The 18,546-nt window shown below is 61.9% G+C and carries 19 protein-coding genes; 6 read left to right on the forward strand and 13 right to left on the reverse strand.

The genetic code is table 11. From position 1 onward, the window contains the following. Positions 1 to 175: 175 nt before the first annotated feature. The 3 genes from PSH76_RS09925 to feaR all read left to right on the forward strand — a co-directional run bounded on the left by PSH76_RS09925 (position 176) and on the right by feaR (position 3,261). On the forward strand, positions 176 to 1,675 hold the full coding sequence (locus tag PSH76_RS09925; RefSeq protein WP_138763304.1) for an APC family permease: 1,500 nt from the start codon (positions 176 to 178) through the stop codon (positions 1,673 to 1,675). Beyond that, positions 1,638 to 2,204: a DUF3156 family protein gene (locus PSH76_RS09930; RefSeq protein ID WP_138763303.1), complete on the forward strand. Its 567-nt coding sequence runs from the start codon at positions 1,638 to 1,640 to the stop codon at positions 2,202 to 2,204. The genes PSH76_RS09925 and PSH76_RS09930 overlap by 38 nt, the downstream gene beginning before the upstream one ends. 115 nt (positions 2,205 to 2,319) lie before the next feature. After that, positions 2,320 to 3,261 carry a transcriptional regulator FeaR gene (gene feaR, locus PSH76_RS09935; protein ID WP_305493996.1) on the forward strand — a complete coding sequence of 314 codons (942 nt, stop codon included), beginning with the start codon at positions 2,320 to 2,322 and terminating at the stop codon, positions 3,259 to 3,261. A gap of 643 nt (positions 3,262 to 3,904) precedes the next feature. Here feaR and PSH76_RS09940 read toward each other — a convergent pair. From PSH76_RS09940 to PSH76_RS09960, 5 genes are all read right to left on the reverse strand, one after another. Next, positions 3,905 to 4,660, reverse strand: coding sequence for an SDR family oxidoreductase (locus PSH76_RS09940; protein ID WP_305493997.1), 756 nt, complete (start codon positions 4,658 to 4,660; stop codon positions 3,905 to 3,907). Next, a complete protein-coding gene (locus PSH76_RS09945) occupies positions 4,650 to 5,453 on the reverse strand; it encodes an SDR family NAD(P)-dependent oxidoreductase (RefSeq protein WP_138763300.1) in 804 nt (267 codons plus the stop codon). The genes PSH76_RS09940 and PSH76_RS09945 overlap by 11 nt, the downstream gene beginning before the upstream one ends. Beyond that, the gene (locus PSH76_RS09950) at positions 5,446 to 6,267 is read right to left on the reverse strand and encodes a molybdenum cofactor biosynthesis F family protein (RefSeq protein WP_098950892.1); all 822 of its coding nucleotides are present in this window, start codon (positions 6,265 to 6,267) and stop codon (positions 5,446 to 5,448) included. Before PSH76_RS09950 ends, PSH76_RS09945 begins: the two co-directional genes overlap by 8 nt. Positions 6,268 to 6,280: 13 nt before the next feature. Next, complete coding sequence (locus PSH76_RS09955) at positions 6,281 to 6,646, reverse strand: cupin domain-containing protein (protein ID WP_056787204.1); 366 nt, start codon at positions 6,644 to 6,646, stop codon at positions 6,281 to 6,283. A 134-nt stretch (positions 6,647 to 6,780) separates the two neighbouring features. After that, complete coding sequence (locus PSH76_RS09960; protein WP_305493998.1) at positions 6,781 to 8,079, reverse strand: FAD-binding oxidoreductase; 1,299 nt, start codon at positions 8,077 to 8,079, stop codon at positions 6,781 to 6,783. 207 nt (positions 8,080 to 8,286) lie between these two features. Between PSH76_RS09960 and hpaR the strand changes: the two genes are divergently transcribed. After that, positions 8,287 to 8,709: a homoprotocatechuate degradation operon regulator HpaR gene (gene hpaR, locus PSH76_RS09965; RefSeq protein WP_032896376.1), complete on the forward strand. Its 423-nt coding sequence runs from the start codon at positions 8,287 to 8,289 to the stop codon at positions 8,707 to 8,709. A gap of 126 nt (positions 8,710 to 8,835) precedes the next feature. Here the strand turns inward: hpaR and hpaI are convergent, their stop codons facing one another. From hpaI to PSH76_RS10005, 8 genes are all read right to left on the reverse strand, one after another. After that, positions 8,836 to 9,636: a 4-hydroxy-2-oxoheptanedioate aldolase gene (gene hpaI / locus PSH76_RS09970; protein ID WP_305493999.1), complete on the reverse strand. Its 801-nt coding sequence runs from the start codon at positions 9,634 to 9,636 to the stop codon at positions 8,836 to 8,838. A gap of 16 nt (positions 9,637 to 9,652) precedes the next feature. Further along, positions 9,653 to 10,456, reverse strand: a complete 804-nt coding sequence (gene hpaH / locus PSH76_RS09975; RefSeq protein ID WP_305494000.1) for a 2-oxo-hept-4-ene-1,7-dioate hydratase — start codon at positions 10,454 to 10,456, stop codon at positions 9,653 to 9,655. A gap of 11 nt (positions 10,457 to 10,467) precedes the next feature. After that, positions 10,468 to 11,772 (reverse strand): MFS transporter, encoded by a 1,305-nt coding sequence (locus PSH76_RS09980; RefSeq protein ID WP_003192395.1) that lies wholly within the window; start codon positions 11,770 to 11,772, stop codon positions 10,468 to 10,470. Positions 11,773 to 11,909: 137 nt separating this feature from the next. Continuing rightward, positions 11,910 to 12,302, reverse strand: a complete 393-nt coding sequence (locus tag PSH76_RS09985; RefSeq protein ID WP_305494001.1) for a 5-carboxymethyl-2-hydroxymuconate isomerase — start codon at positions 12,300 to 12,302, stop codon at positions 11,910 to 11,912. A 15-nt stretch (positions 12,303 to 12,317) separates the two neighbouring features. Continuing rightward, positions 12,318 to 13,175, reverse strand: coding sequence for a 3,4-dihydroxyphenylacetate 2,3-dioxygenase (gene hpaD, locus PSH76_RS09990; protein WP_003192392.1), 858 nt, complete (start codon positions 13,173 to 13,175; stop codon positions 12,318 to 12,320). Positions 13,176 to 13,314: 139 nt separating this feature from the next. Next, positions 13,315 to 14,775 (reverse strand): 5-carboxymethyl-2-hydroxymuconate semialdehyde dehydrogenase, encoded by a 1,461-nt coding sequence (hpaE, locus tag PSH76_RS09995; protein ID WP_305494002.1) that lies wholly within the window; start codon positions 14,773 to 14,775, stop codon positions 13,315 to 13,317. A gap of 5 nt (positions 14,776 to 14,780) precedes the next feature. After that, positions 14,781 to 15,551, reverse strand: a complete 771-nt coding sequence (locus PSH76_RS10000) for a fumarylacetoacetate hydrolase family protein (RefSeq protein ID WP_019821191.1) — start codon at positions 15,549 to 15,551, stop codon at positions 14,781 to 14,783. Further along, positions 15,548 to 16,213 (reverse strand): fumarylacetoacetate hydrolase family protein, encoded by a 666-nt coding sequence (locus tag PSH76_RS10005; protein ID WP_305494003.1) that lies wholly within the window; start codon positions 16,211 to 16,213, stop codon positions 15,548 to 15,550. Before PSH76_RS10005 ends, PSH76_RS10000 begins: the two co-directional genes overlap by 4 nt. A 128-nt stretch (positions 16,214 to 16,341) precedes the next feature. On the opposite strand from PSH76_RS10005, the gene hpaA reads away from it, so the two are divergent. Then, positions 16,342 to 17,202, forward strand: coding sequence for a 4-hydroxyphenylacetate catabolism regulatory protein HpaA (hpaA, locus tag PSH76_RS10010; RefSeq protein ID WP_098950896.1), 861 nt, complete (start codon positions 16,342 to 16,344; stop codon positions 17,200 to 17,202). A gap of 210 nt (positions 17,203 to 17,412) precedes the next feature. Continuing rightward, positions 17,413 to 18,543 (forward strand): type III secretion protein, encoded by a 1,131-nt coding sequence (locus tag PSH76_RS10015; protein WP_305494004.1) that lies wholly within the window; start codon positions 17,413 to 17,415, stop codon positions 18,541 to 18,543. Positions 18,544 to 18,546 lie beyond the last annotated feature (3 nt).

An 18,546-nucleotide genomic window follows, 5' to 3' on the forward strand; every position in this document is an offset into this window, starting at 1 on the left:
GCGAGCGGTATGAGGCCAAGTCTTTTCCCTGCGTGCCAGGCAATTGACTCTGGCCGCCAGGCCACACGCCCTGGCAGGCAGCAACAAAACCGGCGGCAGACAGGGGCAAGACGATCAACGGGAGTGGGGCGCAGAGTGCCGACACATTAAAAAAAACCGCTTCGAGGACCCCTCCATGTCGATCAACGACCGACTCACCGCACACCTCAACCGGGGCACGGTAGGTTTTCCCACTGCGTTGGCCAGCACCATCGGCCTGATCATGGCCAGCCCGGTAATTCTCACCGCCACCATGGGTTTTGGCATCGGTGGCAGCGCGTTTGCCCTGGCGATGCTGATCGCCGTGGTGATGATGCTGGCCCAGGCCACCACCTTTGCCGAGGCTGCCTCGATACTGCCCACCACCGGTTCGGTGTACGACTACATCAACTGCGGTATGGGCCGGTTCTTTGCGATCACCGGGACCTTGTCGGCCTATCTGATCGTGCATGTGTTCGCCGGCACGGCCGAAACCATCCTCGCCGGGGTCATGGCCTTGGTGAACTTCGAACACCTCAATACTCTAGCAGAGTCGGCCGGCGGCTCATGGCTGCTGGGCGTCGGTTTCGTACTGGTGTTCGGCGTGCTGAATGCCTTTGGCGTCAGCGCATTTGGCCGCGCGGAGATCATCCTGACCTTCGGCATGTGGACCACCCTGATGGTGTTTGGTGTACTGGGCCTGATCGCCGCGCCGGCGGTGCAGTTGGATGGCTGGTTCGGTGAGTCGCTGGTGGGCACCGACCTGGTCACCGTCCTGTCGCTGGTGGGCATGGCGATGTTCATGTTCGTGGGCTGCGAGTTCGTCACCCCGCTGGCGCCGGACCTGCGCCAATCGGCCAAGGTGATGCCACGGGCGATGATGCTCGGGCTGATGGGCGTGGCCACGTGCATGTTCATCTATGGCGCGGCGATGAAGCGCCAGGTGGAAAACGTGGTGCTCGATGCGGCTTCCGGTGTGCACTTGCTGGACACGCCCATGGCCATCCCCCGGTTCGCCGAACAGGTGATGGGGCAGATCGGCCCGTTGTGGCTGGGCATCGGCTTTCTGTTCGCTGGCGCTGCGACCATCAATACCTTGATGGCCGGCGTGCCGCGCATTCTCTACGGCATGGCGGTGGATGGCGCCTTGCCCAAGCTGTTCACCTACCTGCACCCGCGTTTCAAGACGCCGCTGTTGTGCATCCTGGTGGCCATGTTGATTCCGTGCCTGCACGCGCTGTACCTGGGCGGCAACACTGACAACATCATGCACCTGGTGCTGGCGGCGGTGTGCGCCTGGAGTTTTGCCTACCTGTTGGTGACGCTGTCGGTGGTGATCCTGCGCATTCGGCGTCCGGACTTGCCTCGGGCCTATCGCTCGCCGTGGTTCCCGCTGCCGCAGATCGTCTCCAGCATCGGCATCCTGTTGGGCATGTGGTTTATCACCCCGCCCGGCATGAACCCGGCGGACATCTACGTGCCGTTTGGCGTGATGCTCGGTGTGACGGCCACCTACGCGCTGTTCTGGACCCTGGTGGTGCAGAAGGTCAACCCCTTCAAGCCCGCCTGCGTGGAAGAGGTGTTGGCCAGGGAATTCAATCATGAACCGGGGCACGCCCATGCCAGTTATAGCGACCTTGCGGCAAAAACTGTTTGAGCTGTTTCGTGCCGACCGCGCACCCAGCGGGTACCGGCCGGGGGTGACCCTGGCGCATCTGCGGCGTGATCTGGGCCTGGCCACCCTTGAAGTGGATGGTGTGGCCTTCGAGATTGTCGAGCGCACCGAGTCGCAGCTGTTGATGCACCTGGTGCTGACCGAATGTGTCCTGCGCGTTCCTGCTGCAGCGGGTGGCACCGCTCGCTTTGAGGTGCACCATGGCGGCGCGATCCGTCGCAGTGGCATTCATGTGCGGCGCCGCGCTGGCAACCAGGCACTGGGCCGTGAATTGCAGGCGCGTTTACAGGCTGACAGCGTGTTGTTCCAGGCGTTGATGCCGCTGGATTTCAAGCGCCTGCGCATCGAGCTGCACGACCAGCAATGGTGCGTGCGCCTGGAGCATATGGGTGGCAGCGAGGTGGTCAACCGCATGCCGGCGTTTCGGCGCTACATTGCGGTGAGCGCCGAGCAACGCGGGTACCTCTTGGCAACCCTGGCCGGGTTGCGGCGGGTACTGTCGGGTCTCTGATTGGCACCATTAGTGCTTCTGCAAAGGGCAAACAGGTTTGTTGTTGCGTGCATATAGATAACATGTTAACTATTGCACCAGAACAACAAGAATAACGCCACTGCGGAGACACCCCATGAGCATCCCACAGCATGCACCCGACGGGCTCGACAGCTGGAACCGCGAACTGCGCGCCGCGTGCGGCCACTTCGATACCGAACTGGCTTTCAACCGTTCGCTGTTTATCGGCGAGATCCACAACCTGTCGCGTGGCCTGGCCATCCTGCGCACCAATGCCGGGCTGATCAAGCGCCCGACGCACCACGCCGACCATGACAACGACCAGGAATGTTTCCTGGTCAGCCAGCGCAGCGGCTATTCGCAAATCACCCAGAACGACCAGACCGTGCAACTGGCCCCCGGCGAATTGCTGTTGATGGACTCGGTGGGCTCCATCGAAATCACCCCCTTTGGCCTGATCGAACACGCCTCGCTGTCCCTGTCGCGCACGGCGGTGTGCAAGCACCTGGGCGGTCAGGCACGGGCCTTCGGCAAGGTCTCCTCGACCAAGGCCTGTGGGCGCATGCTGCATGTGCTGATGGACCAACTGTGCAAGGACGATATCGACGAAGACGCCACGCAAGTGGAAGCGCTGCAAGCGGCGTTCGTGTCGCTGCTGGGTTCGGCGTTGGAGCAGGGCGATGAGTGCCGCGAAGGTGTGGCCGCGTTGCAGGGCAATAACCTGCGCAGTTATGTGCAAAAGGTTATTGATGAGTCGCTGAGCCAGCCGGGCCTGAGCCCGATTGGCCTGGCCAACCGCCTGAATATTTCGGTGCGACACCTGTACCGTTTGTTTGAAGAACAGGACGACAGCGTCTGCCGCTATATCCAGCGCGCGCGGCTCAAGCGCAGTGCGGATGACTTGACCAACCCGTTTCTGCGCAGTGAGTCGATTACTTCGATTGCCTACAAATGGGGCTTTACCGACTCGGCGCATTTCAGCCGCTCGTTCAAGAAGCAGTTCGAGGTGTCGCCCAAGGATTTTCGTTCGAGCCGGTTGCAGGCGGTGGGGGTGTAAACAGGTTCTTCAATGTGCATGAGATCTAATGTTGGAGCTGGCTTGCCTGCGAAGACGGCCTGTCAGCCGACACTTTTCTACCTGACACCCCACAATCCAACTGTGGGAGCGGGCTTGCTCGCGAAGGCGGTCTGGCAGTCAACACAGTTGGATTGGGTACATATCCATTGCTGCGGTAACGGCCGCTTAGGGTTCCGCCCTGACGGCGGCTCACTTTTGAAAAGCGCAAAAGTAAGCAAAACGCTCTTGCCCACCACTCGGCACCTCGCTTAGGCTCGGTGTGCCCGTAATCCGCCAGTGATTTGGGGGGCCGCCGCCACGCGCCATCCATGGCGCGGGGCGGCTAAACCGGCATCCCTGCCGGTTTACCCCCCAAATCCCTGTCGAATTCCGGCCAGCGTGGTTTGATGGGGCGCTTAAGATCAAGATCACAAGCAGATCAAGAGCAAGATCAAGAGCGGCTCGCTTCGCATCGTGGTTAGCGTTGAGCGCTACAGAGTTGTGTAGATACCTATGCTGCGATGGCGGTGTAGCAGTTACAGATTAGTTGACTGACTCACCGCCATCGCAGGAAAGCCAGCTCCCACAGGGGATTGCGCTTAACTGACTGGCATTGTGACAAGCCCCACAGTTAGTTCGGGTTTCAGGTTTCGGGTAGGGTAGACCCACCATCCACCACCAGCGTCTGCCCGGTGATATAGCCCGCCAGGTCGGAAGCCAGAAACACCATCGCCCCGGCAATATCCGCCGCTGCGCCCGGGCGTCCCAGCGGCACACGGCGGGCGATGCTGTCATTCACGGCCGCATCGCCCAGGTTATCCATCGCCGGGGTGGCGATCATGCCGGGCTCCACGCCGTTGACCCGCACATTCAACGGCGCCAGCTCCAGCGCCGCATTGCGGATAAACCCATTCGCCCCGGCCTTGGACGCCGCATAGTGGCTCAGCCCCGGATAACCGACACGGTTGCCGGTAACCGAAGACGTCACCAGCACGCAGCCCCGGCCTTGGGCGCGAAACCTCGGCAACGCCGCCTGGGTCAGCCAGAACAGCGCCGACAGGTTCACCGCCAAAGTACGCTCCAGGATCGCTGGGGTGATGTCGGCAAAGGCGGTCAGCGGAAAGTACCCGGCGTTGTGCACCAGCACATCCAGTTGCGCCAAGCCTTGGACGCAAGCAAACACCGCTTCGGCATCCGCCAGGTCAACGCCAACGGCTTCCACTTGATAGCCCTGCGCGCGCAATTCGGCAGCCACGGCTTCAGCCTGTTCAAGCAGACGGTCGGCAATCACCACCCGCGCACCACGTTGGGCAAAGGCCTGGACGATGCCCAGGCCAATGCCCTGGGCGCCGCCGGTGACCAGCACGAGCTGGCCGCTGAAATCCAGGTCATTCGTCATGGGCAGGCTCCAGGCGCGTAAACGCCAGCGTCGGCACGTCGACGATGCTGGAGCCACCGTCCGCCACCAAGGTGGCCCCGGTAATGATCGAGGCGTCGTCGCTGGCCAGGAAGCGGCACACCTTGGCGATCTCGTCGGCACGGGCGGCGCGCCGCAGCGGTACATCGGCACACACACGCGCATAGGCCTGCTGCAAGGTCTCGCCGTACGCCTCCATCAACGGCTGCATCTCGGCGTCGGCCATCGGCGTGTGCACCCAGCCTGGGCACACCGCGTTCACCCGCACGCCATGGGGCCCATAGTCACGGGCCAGCGAGCGATTGAGCCCGAGCAGCGCATGCTTGGCGGTGGTGTAGCCACACACCTCAGGGCCTGCTGCCAATGAGGCGATGGAGCCAATCAGCACCATGTTCCCGGCGCTTTCCTGCAACAGCGGCAGGCAGGCGCGAGCGCTGTAGAACGCACTGTCGAGGTTGCTGCGCAGCGCGCCTTCCCAGGTGGCTGGGCTGGTCTGGGTCGCGCTGCCCAGGCCATGGCCACCGGCACAGGCCAGCAGCACATCGAGGCGCCCGAAGTGGGTGCGGATTTGTTGGATGAAACCGTCCCAGGTGTCCGGGCAGGCGGCATCGCCCACCAGGATCAGCCCGCCGGTGTCCTGCGCCACCTGTTCCAGCGGCTCGCGACGCCGACCGATCAGCACCAGCCGTGCGCCTTCCTGTGCGTACAACCGTGCGCAGGCGGCGCCGATGCCGGTGCCGGCCCCGGTGATCACCACCGTGCGCGGCTCAGTCACGGGGGTACTCCGTGTGGTTGAGCACCTGGCAATAGGAACTGATCGGGAAGTTCGACAGCGCGTCGAAAGACGCCCCGGCATAGCCGAAGATCTTGCCGTCGCTGCGGTGCTGTTGCAGGTCGATCAGCACCAGGCCGAGGGTCGGCACGATCTTCTCTTGCCAGACGAACAGGTACAGCTGTTCGGCGATCTTGTAGTAATGGCAGCGGTCGGTGTCGCACAGGCCTTTCTCCACGCCCTCAAGGCATTGCCAGGCGTAGAACCGCGGGTTGAGGTAGATGTGTTCGTAGACCTCGCTGGGGCTGTAGCGATACTGGTTGCGCAGGCCGACCAACTCGTCGGTGGGGGCGTGCAGGCAGAGGCCGTCCTGCCACGGCCGGTCGAGGCTGCCGTGGAGGAAGTCGACCTGTACCGAGGTCAGCGGTTTGCCGGCCAGGGCACGGTGGTACAGGCCTTCGTGGGTCTCTGCCGGTTCTGGCATACGGCCAATCACGGCGGTAAAGGAGGCAGTTGGTGTGTCCAGCACCAGGCTGATCGACCAGCTTTGCCCGGCCTCGTGCTTGATAAAGTCCACCAGGTACAGGCCTGGGCGAATCGAGCTGGCGCGGTAGGCGGCGCTGCCGCTGGAGTGGCCATCGGCGGCGTGCCAGGCCAGGCGCTCCTGTTCGAAGCGGTGTTCGATCTGCCAGCCATTGGCAAAGTGCAGGGTGAAGGTCTGGCCGGCCAGGTCGGCCAGGTTCGGCAGAATGAACGCTTCAGGCGCAAACCCCTCAGCCAGGGCGCCTACGGTGATCCAGTCAGATGAATTCGACATGGCAACGCCTCCCTTACACGACGGCGAAGTAGTGTTTGACGAAACTCTCGCTGACCACTTCCCACAGCACAGGCGTGCCCTTGGTCACGAACCAGCTGTCACCGGCCTTGTAGCGGGTGGACTGGCCGGTGGATTCATCGGTGAGTACCACTTCGCCGGTGACTATCGTGGCCTGTTCGGCAAACGGGTAAACCATGCGGAACTTGCCCTGGGTGGTGCCGAAGTACGCACTGCTGACCGCATCGGTGGGCGCGCCGAAGGTCATCTTGCCGAAGGCGCGTACTTCGCCTTCGAGGATTTGCGAGCCGAGGTCGGCCACGGTGCCCCAGGCGTCGAGTTCCGACAGCTGGACGTTGTGTTTGATAGCGGTAAGGGTCATGGCAGATGCTCCTGATAAATACGAGATTTTTGTAGGAGCGAGCTTGCTCGCGAAGAACGTCCTGACACCGCGATTCACCAATATGCCCGCGTTATCGTTGACGTTTTTCGCGGGCAAGCCCGCTCCTACAGGGGTTAGCGGCGACCGTTCCAGTAACCGGAAAGTTGGTGCCAGGATTTGCCCGCCGTCAGCAGCAGGGGGCGAATCGCGTCCTTGCCGATGATGGTGGGGCGGGGGATCGAGCTGACCAGGTCATAGCGCGCCGAGCCCTCGCTCATGCCTTCGGCCAGCACCTTGCAGATGACGTGGCTGGGGGTGACGCCAAAGCCGGAATAGCCCTGCACGAAAAACGCATTGCTGCGCCCCGGCAAGGTGCCCACCTGCGGGAACAGGTTCGGGCTGCACGCCATCGGGCCGCCCCAGGCCAGGTCGATTTTCACGTCCTTGAGGTAGGGGAAAATCTTCAGCATCAGCTGGCGGTTCCAGGCTTTCAGATCGCCGGGAATGTGCTCCACCAACGGCGTGGCGGCGCCGAACAGCAGGCGGTTTTCATTGGTCACGCGGTAGTAGTCGATCACCGGGCGGATATCGCTGTAGGCCCCACGGATCGGGCTGATACGCTGGATCAACTCCTCGGACAACGGCTCGGTCATCATCTGGAACGCGTAGGTGTTGATGGTCGAGCGGTGCAGTTCCGGCTCCAGCTTGTTGAGGAAGCTGTCACAGGCCCACAACAACTTGCTGGCGCGTACCGAACCGCGACCGGTGCGCACGGTGATGCGCTCGCCATAGCTGACTTCCAGGGCCGGGCTGTTTTCGAAGATCTTCACACCATGGCTGACCAGCGCGGTGGCTTCGCCCAGCAGCAGGTTCAGTGAATGCACATGCCCGCCGCCCATGTGCAGCAGGGCGCTGGTGTAGGCGGTGGAGCCGATGATCTGCTGCACGTCGGAGCCGCCGAGAAAGCGGATTTCGTGCTGGCTGTTGATCGACTTGAAGTCCTTCTCCCAGGCACGCAGGGTTTTTTCCTGGCGGGCGTTGAAGCCCATGTAGCCGTAGCCGTGGCAAAAGTCGGCGTCGATGTTGTACTTGGCGATGCGGTTCTTGATGATGTCGGCGCCCAGGTCGCTGATCTCGAACACCTGGCGCAGGCCGTCTTCGCCCACGTCCTTCTTGATCTTCTCCAGGTCATGGCCGATGCCCGCCATGATCTGCCCGCCGTTGCGGCCCGTGCCGCCAAAGCCCAGGTAGCGCGCTTCGAGCACCACAATGTTGGTGATGCCTTTTTCCGCCAGCTCAAGGGCCGTGTTGATCCCGGAAAAGCCGCCGCCGATGACCACGACGTCTGCGTCGATATCCTGTTCCAGGGTGGGGAAGCTGAGGTTGTATTTCTTGGTGGCGGTGTAGTACGTGGGGGTTTCGATGTTGATCATGGCGCAGCCTGAAAATGTGAAGGAAGGCGCTAAAGCGGATGCCTCCATTAGGGCCCTTGGCGGGCTGGAAGTCTTGATCCTGCGTGCCCGGTTTTTTGATTCAGCGCGCCACGGGCGAGGGCACCTATAAGTTATAGCGCGCTCGCCGGCCGGGAATGTTAGAGTTTCGTTAAACTATTAACTAAATACTTCGTGACCCTGAGCCCTATGTCCACACCTCGACAATCCCTGACCCTGGCCTTGCTGCAAGCGCGCGAGGCCGCGATGAGTTTTTTCCGTCCTTCCCTGAATGAACACGGCCTGACCGAACAGCAATGGCGCATCATCCGCATCCTTGAACAGCATGGTGAGTTGGAGATCTACCAACTGGCGGAACTGGCCTGCATCCTTAAGCCGAGCATGACCGGCGTGTTGGTGCGCATGGAAGCGGCTGGCATGGTGCACCGGCGCAAGGCCGAACAGGACCAGCGCCGCGTGCTGATTACCCTGGCGGACAAGGGCAAGGCGAGTTTCGAGTCCATGAGCCAGTGCATGGAGGCCAACTACCAGCGTTTGCAGGATCAGTTTGGTGAAGAGAAATTCCAGATGCTGTTAGGGTTGCTGGATGACTTGAAGAACATCAAGCGATAAACCAACAGCTGAATCACCACAGATCAAAATGTGGGAGCGGGCTTGCTCGCGAATGCGGAGTGTCAGTCAGCAGATTCATTGACGGATATACCGCATTCGCGAGCAAGCCCGCTCCCACAGGGGATCTCAATACACTGCGCCAGTGGTGGTGGCCTGTGGAATATCTTTGAACTTCCCGGCCAGGCTTTGCAGCCCCCGCATCAACACCGTGGTGTCCACCCCCACCGCCACGAACGTTGCGCCCAACGCGATATAGCGCCGTGCGAGATTTTCATCCGCACTGAGAATCCCTGCCGCCTTACCCGCCTTGACGATACGCACGATGGCGTCCTCTATCGCGGTTTGTACCTCGGGATGCCCCTGATTGCCACGGTGGCCCATGGACGCGCTCAAATCTGCCGGGCCGATAAACACCCCGTCCACACCTTCGACGGCGGCAATAGCGTCCAGATTGGCCAGGCCCTCGGCGTTCTCAATCTGCACCAGCAGGCACATCTGCGCATCGGCCTGGTCGAGGTAATCAGCGATGCTGTTCCAGCGCGAGGCGCGGGCCAGGGCGCTGCCGACCCCGCGAATACCCTGGGGTGGGTAGCGCAGGGCGCGCACCAGTTCCCGGGCCTGTTCGGCGCTTTCCACCATCGGCACCAACAGCGTCTGCGCGCCGATATCCAGCAGCTGCTTGATCAGCGCCGTGTCGCCGATCACCGGGCGAATCAACGCCTGGCTGGGGTAGGGCGCGATGGCCTGTAATTGCGCGAGCATGTCTCCCAGTTGATTGGGCGCATGTTCGCCGTCGATCAGCAGCCAGTCGAAACCGGCGTTGGCGGCCAGTTCCGCGCAGTAGGCGTTGGCAAGACCGAGCCACAGGCCGATCTGTACCTCGCCGTGGTGCAGGCGTTGCTTGAAGCGGTTGACAGGCATGTCCATGACAGCACTCCTGGGTTCAGACGAAGCGGCAGGCAATCGAGCCGAGCAGGTCGTAGTCGACGTGGAAGGTATCGCCAGGGCGGGCCGCGACCGGGCGGGTAAACGAGCCGCCGAGAATCACCTGGCCGGGCATCAGGGTGACGTCATAGGGTGCCAGCTTGTTGGCCAGCCACGCCACGCCTTTGGCCGGGTGGTTGAGCACCGCCGCCGACACCCCGGACTCCTCGATCACGCCATTGCGATACAGCACCGCCGGCACCTTGCGCAGGTCGATCTCGGTGGGGCGCACGGCGCGGCCGCCGAGCACCACACCGGCATTGGCGGCGTTGTCGGAGATGGTGTCGAACACCTTGCGGGTCGCGTTGGTGTGGGGGTCGACCTGCTGGATGCGGGCGTCGATGATTTCCAGCGCCGGGATCACCCATTCAGTGGCGTCGAGTACATCGAACACCGTGCAGTTGGGGCCCTTGAGCGGCTTGCCGAGGATGAAGGCCAGTTCCACTTCCACCCGGGGCACGATGAAACGCTCGAAGGGGATGTCGCTGCCTTCTTCGAAAAACATGTCGTCGAGCAAGGCGCCGTAATCGGGTTCGGTGATATTCGACGACACCTGCATGGCCCGTGAGGTCAGGCCGATCTTGTGGCCCTTGAGCGTGCGCCCGGCCTTGATCTTTTGCGCGACCCATTCACGCTGGATGGCGTAGGCATCCTCGATCGTCATGCCGGGGTAGTCGAGGGAAAACTGGCGTACCTGTTCGCGGCTGCGTTCGGCACGGTCCAGGTTTGCGGCGGCCGCGAGGATTTGCTGGGAGTCGAGCATGGCAACGGTCTCTAGTGTGGGTTGACGATGGCGGCCTGGGTGCGCAGCACCAGCAAGCCACCCAGGGCGATAAACAGGGCAAGTACGTACAGGGCCAGGCTGGCGCTCTGGGTGGCGTCGCGCATCCAGCCGATCAGGTACGGCGCGAGGAACGCCGCGATGCTGCCGAACGAGCTGATCATGGCGATGCCCGCCGCCTGGGTGGTGTGGGAGAGAAACGCCGGCGGCAGTTGCCAGAACATCGGCAGCGCGGCACTGGCGCCCATGCCGGCAACCACCAGCCCGCTCATCACCAGCAGCGCATTGCCGGGCGCCAGGCCCGCCACGGCGATACCGAGCGCCGCCATCAGCAACGGCACGCACAGGTGCCAGCGGCGCTCGCGGTGACGGTCGGACGAACGCCCGCAGCCGAGCATGAAGAAACAGCCGGCCAGGTACGGCACGGCGCTGAGCAAGCCGACCTGGCTGTCACGGCCGATGCCGGCGCCGTGGATCAGGGTGGGCATCCAGAACGCCAGGGTGTTGACCGCCAGCATCACCGCAAAGTACACGGCCACCAGCAGCCACACCTGCGGGTCTCGCAGGATGCCGCCGAACGAGGTGATGGTCTTGCGCTGTTCCTCGTTGCTCAATTGGGTGCGCAGTTGCTGTTTTTGCTCGGCAGTCAGCCAGTGTACCGACTCGAAACTGTCCGGCAGCCACTTGAGCACCACCAGTCCCAGCAGCACCACGGGCGCACCTTCGATCAGGAACATCCACTGCCAGCCGCGCAGGCTGCCGACGTCGTGGAAGTTCTCCAGGATCGCCCCGGAAATCGGCCCGCCCAACACCCCGGCCATGGGCACCGCAATGGCAAACAAGGCGGTGACCTGGGCGCGACGGCGTGCCGGGTACCAACGGTTGAGGAATACCAGGATCCCCGGGAAAAACCCGGCCTCGGCCACCCCCAGCAAAAAGCGCAGCACGTAGAACCCGCGCGCGCTCTCCACCCACAGCATGCCGGTGGAGAGCAGGCCCCACACCACCATCAGGCAGGCGATCCAGCGCCGTGGCCCGACGCGGTCCAGGGCGATGTTGCTGGGCACGCCGAACAGCGCGTAGGCGATGAAGAACAGGCCGGCGCCGAAGCCATACACGGTGTCGCTGAAGTGCAGGTCGCTGCTCATCTGCATCTTGGCAAAGCCGATGTTGATGCGGTCCAGATGGGCGAACAGGTAACACACCAGCAACAAGGGCATCAGGCGCCAAGTCACCAAACGATGGGTGCGGTCGTGCTCGGCAAGCTGCAGGCTTGCAGTGGAATGGGCTGTGCTCATGGTGGTGTTCTTTTTGTTGTTGTAGGAGCGAGCTTGCTCGCGAAAAACGTTAACGAAAACGCAGCGCGCTTGGATCCGCGGGGCCTGGAGGTTTTTCGCGAGCAAGCTCGCTCCTACAGGGGAGAGGCGGGGCCGTTTCAGCTTGCCGGGTTGTTCAGGAACGCGTGCACATTGTTCTGCTTGAAGTTGAGCTGCGGGTGCAGCTCGATCATCTCGAACGACAGCGCCAACAGCCGCTGCGCTTGCAGATCGGCGAAGTGCTCGGTAATCACCGCGAACACTGCTTGGGCGACGGCCTCGCGGGTTGCCAGGTCGCGGCCGTGGCCAACCTTGAGGGTCATGTGCACAAAGGCATAGTCGTGCTTGCCGTCGGCCATGCGCCAAGTGTCCAGGCGCACGCCTCGACTGCGAATGCCGCCCAACGGAAACACGCCGCTGTCGCCCAGCACGCGGTGGACTTTTTCAAACAGGCCGGGCAAATCGGCCTGCTGTTCGAGGTTGTCGGTGTACTCAGCGATAAAGTGCGGCATGGGGCTCTCCCAGGGTTAAAGCGGGAAAATCGCGTTGATCTGGCCGGTGCCCGAACTGCCGAACGGCGGCGTGATGATCTCAGCCGGCTTGGCATAGTCCGGCCCACCCAGCAGGCCCAGGAGCATGGCGGTGTCGTGCATCTTGCCTTCGCCAAAACAGTGTTCGGCGTAGTCGGGCAGCATGGCGCAGAACTCTTTGAAGCGACCTTGCTTCCACATTTCCACGACATGCAGGTCCACCTGCTTGTCGAATTCGCGGGTCCAGTTGTGGATATTCGCCTCAGCCTCGCGGTCGTCCGAGAACCGATGGGACAGCGAGCCGGAAGCGAGCACCAGCACCTTGCGGTCGCTCTTTTCGATCGCCCGGCGCACGGCGGCGCCGAAGGCGAAGCTGTCCTCCAGGCGATGCCAGGCGCACCAGGCGGCGATGGAAATCACCTTGAATTTCTCTGCGTCGGGTACGCCCATGTGCATGTAGCGCATGGGCACCAGGGTGCCGTATTCCAGCTCCAGGCTCGGGATGTTATGGGCCATGCTGCGCACGCCGGCCAGGTTGGCTTCGGCGGCGATCAGCTCGCCCAGTTCGGGGCAGCCGGGGTAGGCGTAGTCCATGTTCTTGATGAAGTGCGGCAGCTCGTTGCTGGTGTAGGTGCCCTGGAACTGTTCACCGCAATTGACGTGATAACCGCTGTTGACCAGCCAGTGCACGTCGAACACCACCGCAGTGTCGGCCCCCAGTTCGCGGGCACGCCGGCCGATTTCCTTGTGCCCGGCAATCGCCGCTTCGCGACAGCCGTGATGCTTGCCGGGCAGTTCCGACAGGTACATCGACGGTACGTGGCAGATCTTCGCTGCCAGAACCACTTCGCCCATGATGACTCTCCTGAATATTATTCTTTTGTAGGAGCGAGCTCGCTCGCGAACAACGTCAACGATAACGCAGCGCTTCAATTAGCCAGCGGTGCCTGTGGGTGCTTCGCGAGCAAGCTCGCTCCTACAGGCAATGCGGGCTTCAGACGCCCCAGCGCGGAATATGATGACTGCCCATGGAAATACACACGTTCTTGATCTCAGCAAACACTTCAAAGCTGTACTGGCCACCTTCACGCCCGGTGCCCGAGCCTTTGACCCCGCCGAACGGCTGGCGCAAATCCCGCACGTTCTGGCTGTTGATAAATACCATGCCCGCTTCGATACCGCGCGCCAGGCGGTGGGCCTTGCCGATGTCCTGGGTCCAGATGTAGGAGGCCAGCCCGTATTCGGTGTCGTTGGCCAGTTGCAGGGCCTCGGCTTCATCCTTGAACGGAATCAGGCACACCACCGGCCCGAAGATTTCTTCCTGGGCGATGCGCATCCCGTTGTTCACGTCGGCAAACACCGTCGGCTGGATAAACTGGCCGCGGCTCAAGTGCGCAGGCAAGTTCGCCGGGCGCTCCAGGCCACCGGCCAGCAGCGTGGCGCCTTCCTCCAGGCCGATCTTGATATAGCCGGTGACCTTGTCGTAATGGGCCTGGGTGATCATCGAGCCGACCTGGGTCTTGGGATCCTGAGGGTCGCCCACGATCAGGCGCTTGGCCCGCGCCGCGAACTCGGCGACAAACTGCGGGTAGACGCTTTCCTGGATAAAGATCCGACTGCCAGCGGTGCAACGCTCGCCGTTGAGGGAAAAGATCGTGAACAACGCAGCGTCGAGCGCGCGTTCCAGGTCGGCGTCTTCGAAAATCAGCACCGGCGACTTGCCGCCCAGTTCCATGGAGTACTTTTTCAGGCCGGCGGTCTGCATGATTTTCTTGCCGGTGGCGGTGCCGCCGGTAAAGGAAATCGCCCGCACGTCGGGGTGGCGCACCAGTGCATCGCCAGCGGTGGCGCCGTAGCCCTGGATCACATTGAGCACGCCGTTGGGGATTCCGGCTTCCACCGCCAGGCGTCCCAGTTCATTGGCGGTCAGCGGCGACAGCTCCGACATCTTCAACACCGCCGTATTGCCCAGCGCCAGGCACGGCGCGGTCTTCCAGGTGGCGGTCATGAACGGCACGTTCCACGGCGACACAAGCGCGCACACGCCTACCGGCTGGTACAGGGTGTAGTTGAGCATCTGGTCGTCCACCGGGTAGGTGTGGCCGTCCATGCGCGTGCAGACTTCCGCGAAGAAATCGAAGTTGTGCGAGGCACGCGGGATCAACACGTTCTTGGTCTGGTGGATCGGCAGGCCGGTGTCCAGGGTTTCCAGCTCGGCCAGGTGGGGCACGTTCTGTTCGATCAACTCGCCCAGTTTGCGCATCAAGCGTGCGCGCTCCTTGGCTGGCGTATTGGCCCACTTGGGAAACGCCGCCTTGGCCGCCGCCACGGCTTGCGCGACTTCTTCGGCGCCGCCGCTGGCCACTTCGCCGATGGCCTCGCCGGTGGCCGGGTTGTAGTTGATAAAGGTGTCTTTGCTTTCGACCTCCCGGCCGTTGATCCAGTGTTTGATCATGGTGCTCAAGCCTCTTTGCGCGCGGAGAAAAACTCCGTCTCACTGACAATACGGTTGACCAGGCGGCCCACGCCTTCGACTTCCACCACCACTTCATCCCCCGGCACCACATCGGCCAGGCCCTCGGGCGTGCCGGTGGCGATCATGTCGCCCGGTTGCAGAGTCATGAAGCTGGACAGGTATTCGATGAGGTAGGGGATATCGAAAATCATGTCTTTCGTGCTGCCTTCCTGGCGCAGTTCGCCGTTGATCCAGGTGCGCAGCTTAAGGTTGCCTGGGTCGGGCACATCGGCCACGTCGACGATCCATGGGCCGACCGGGGTGGTGGCGTCGCGGTTTTTCACGCGAAGGTTGGGGCGGTAGTAATTCTCGAGGTAGTCGCGGATCGCATAGTCGTTGCACACCGTGTAACCGGCCAGGTAGTCCAGGGCGTCGGCGCGCTTGACGTTGCGCGCGGTCTTGCCGATCACCGCCACCAGCTCGCACTCGTAGTGCATGTAGGCGACGTTGTCTGGGCGCCAGGTGACCTGGCGGTGGCCGGTGTAGGTGCCCACCGATTTTATAAAAGCCAGCGGTTCGGTCGGTGGTGTAAAGGCCAGTTCGGCGGCGTGGTCGGCGTAGTTCAAACCCAGGGCGAACATGTTGCCGGTGGCGGGTGGCAGCCATTGCACCTGGTCTTCGGCCAGCAACCGCCCATCCTCCAGGCGTACGCTGCAGTCGGCTTGCACCAGCACGTTGTGGGTTGCACCTTCAAAACGGATACGTGCGCGTTTCATGCTGATGCCTCTGCTGCAATGGTGTTGCTCAGGCGGCCAATGCCGGTGATGTCGACCTCGACCTGATCGCCTGGCTGTACATCCACGCGGCCGTCCGGGGTGCCGGTGATCAGCACGTCGCCGGGGTACAGGGTCATGAACTCGCTGATCTCGGCGATCAAGTGCGGGATGTCCCGTACCCAGTCAGCGGTGGAGCTTTCTTGTCGCAGCTCGCCATTGACGAACAGCTTGAGGCTCAGTTGGTTGGGGTTGGCGACTTGATCCCGCGCAATCACCTGCGGGCCCAGGGCGCAAAACCCATCGCGGCATTTGGCTTTGACGGCGGGGCGGTAGTAGCTGTCTTCCGGCAGGCTGAATTCATTCACCACCACATACCCGGCCACATGGGCCATGGCGTTCTCCAGGCTGACACGGCTGGCGCGCTGGCCGATCACCACGCCCAACGCCGGGCCCGGTTGCAGGCGCTCGCCCGCAGGCTGCAGCACGACGCCGCCATGGGCATTGCGGGTGTTGGGCGTCTTGATAAACAACACCGGCTTGGTCGGCGGCTTCTGGTAGGGCGCCTGTTGGAAGGCGGCGAGATGCTGGTCCAGCAGGCCCTGGTAGTTCAGCGCAACGCCGAACAGGGTGCCGCTGGCAACATCATGCAGGGTACGGCTCATGCGTTTCTCCTGGCGGTGACGACGGCTGCGTAGGCAGTTCGTTAAGTTGTTAACGTTATAATTAATATGTTAACTACCGTCAAGCGTGGCACACTGCGCTGGCCTCACAACAACAAGAAGAGAGCCCCGTGAAGCCGATCCCCAACATCAACATCGGGCAGGTCTACGACCAGCGCTACAGCGATGCCGAGGTGCATTACGACAAGCTCGGCAACCTGGCGGGTTTTTTCGGGCGCAACATGGCGGTGCATCGCCATGACCGGTTTTTCCAGGTGCATTACGTCAAGAGTGGCGCGGTGCGGGTGTATCTGGATGACCGCCAGTACGTTGAATCCGGGCCGATGTTTTTTCTCACGCCGCCTACGGTGGCTCACGCTTTTGTCACCGAAGCGGATGCCGATGGGCATGTGTTGACGGTGCGCCAGCAGCTGGTATGGAGTTTGATCGACGCCGATCCCAGCCTTGCCTCCGGTGCGGCCTGCGTGGCCTTGACCGGGGATGCCGAGGGGCTGGAGCAACTCTTCGAGGCGCTGTGCAGTGAGATCAACGCTGAACGGGCAGGGCGCGCCGCCGCCCTCGACAGCCTCACAAGGCTGATCATGATCCGCCTGCTGCGCCTGTGCGCCCACGCCCAGCCGGCACGCCCCACAGCCCATGAAGACCTGCGCATCTTCCATCGTTTCAATGAGCTGATCGAAGCCCACTACCTGGAACATTGGCCGTTGGCGCGTTATGCCGAAAGTATTGGCGTGACCCAGGCGCGGCTCAATGAAGTGTGCCGGCGCATTGCCGACCTGCCCTCCAAGCGCCTGATCCTTGAGCGGCTGATGCAGGAGGCCAAGCGCCTGCTGTTGTTTACCGGCAGTTCGGCAAATGAAATCTGCTACCAACTGGGGTTCAAGGACCCGGCGTATTTCAGCCGGTTTTTCTTGCGGTATGCGCAGATGACGCCGGGGGAGTATCGGGTACGGCAGGCGGGGATGCGCTGATAAGGGATCGGACAAAAAATGCAACGTTGAGGAATTGGCTGATAGTGGTCCGTTGAACGAGAAGGATGGTGTTACCTGTCGAGCCGGAACCTTTCCCCCCGGCTGGCCACGCAAGAGGACTTGTTCAGTGCCGGGTTCGGTAGTGGCAGTGGGCAAGTAGTGCTAGACAGTTCGCGATTATCCTCCTTCGATCAAATGAGACGCCCTACCATGCTCACGCACACTCAGCCTGCTTATTCGCCCGCGCACTCAACGTTTACATCGCCGGATAAAACCCTTGATCAGGCAGTGACAGATCGACCCAATCACTTTGGTAAATTACCGGCACATTCTCCGATTGGCCCACGTGTTAACTCAAATCGGGACGCAGAGCTGGGGGAGCTGTTGAAGCTGTTGGGTACATTAGTCGTGTCACTTAAAACCTGGATGAGCAGGGAGGATGAGGCGCCGAAACCACAGCCACCCGTTACGGCTTACCCAACCTCACTTGTGAGTTCACCGCACAGGCTGCTGGTTAATACCGTGCCTGCACCGGACACCGTTCCAACCATCAGACGTGAGTGGAGAGAACAATTGGCACCGTTCATGAACCGGTCGAACCTGGCCAGTACCCGCAACGCGTTTGATACCGAACTTATTGAGATGTTCTCAGATAAAAACCATGAGCCAATCACTGCGTTTATGTCTGAAAAACCCAAAGGTCAAAAGCCTGACGATCTGCGCAATGGATTGCGTGCCACGTATGAGAACTTCCCTTACTTGGGCACCCGGGGCCGAGAGGAGCACATAGCCGCGATCAAGGTTGCCATGGCCACGTTCGGGCAAAGCCCGGCCGGGATTTTCAAGTACGTCGCCAAACATGGTGACCACTATGACGTGAGGATGCGAGACGGCTTCAAGCTGACAATCACCGTTGAAGAACTTGAACTGGCGGCCAAGGCGGCAAAGTTCAGTGGCGGCGATGAGGGCATGGTCAAGGATGCGCAATTTCTGTTTGCTGTGATGAGCAAGCGTCAATACCTGGAGCTTGAGCGCGACAGCGCAACGGACCCCTTCATGAGCCTGTACGGCAAAGACAGTGCGTACCACGCCCATCGCACTTATCCCGGTGTGCTGTCGTGGGCCGGAGGCGGCATCGACGGTGATACGGCGCTGTCCTGTCTGGGGCTTAAAGAACATTTGCAGGTCATCGATGCCAGTGTATTGGGCACGCAGGTCGGCGTGCCGTTGGACAAGGGCGCAAGAAACAAGAACGGCGTGATTATTGAGGGCGTGATGGAGGGGCAGTTATATAACACGCCGGTTTCACCGTCATTGAAGGTGGTCACGCTTCGCGGGTGATTT

The organism is Pseudomonas sp. FP215, assembly GCF_030687795.1.
Lineage (GTDB): Bacteria > Pseudomonadota > Gammaproteobacteria > Pseudomonadales > Pseudomonadaceae > Aquipseudomonas > Aquipseudomonas salmasensis.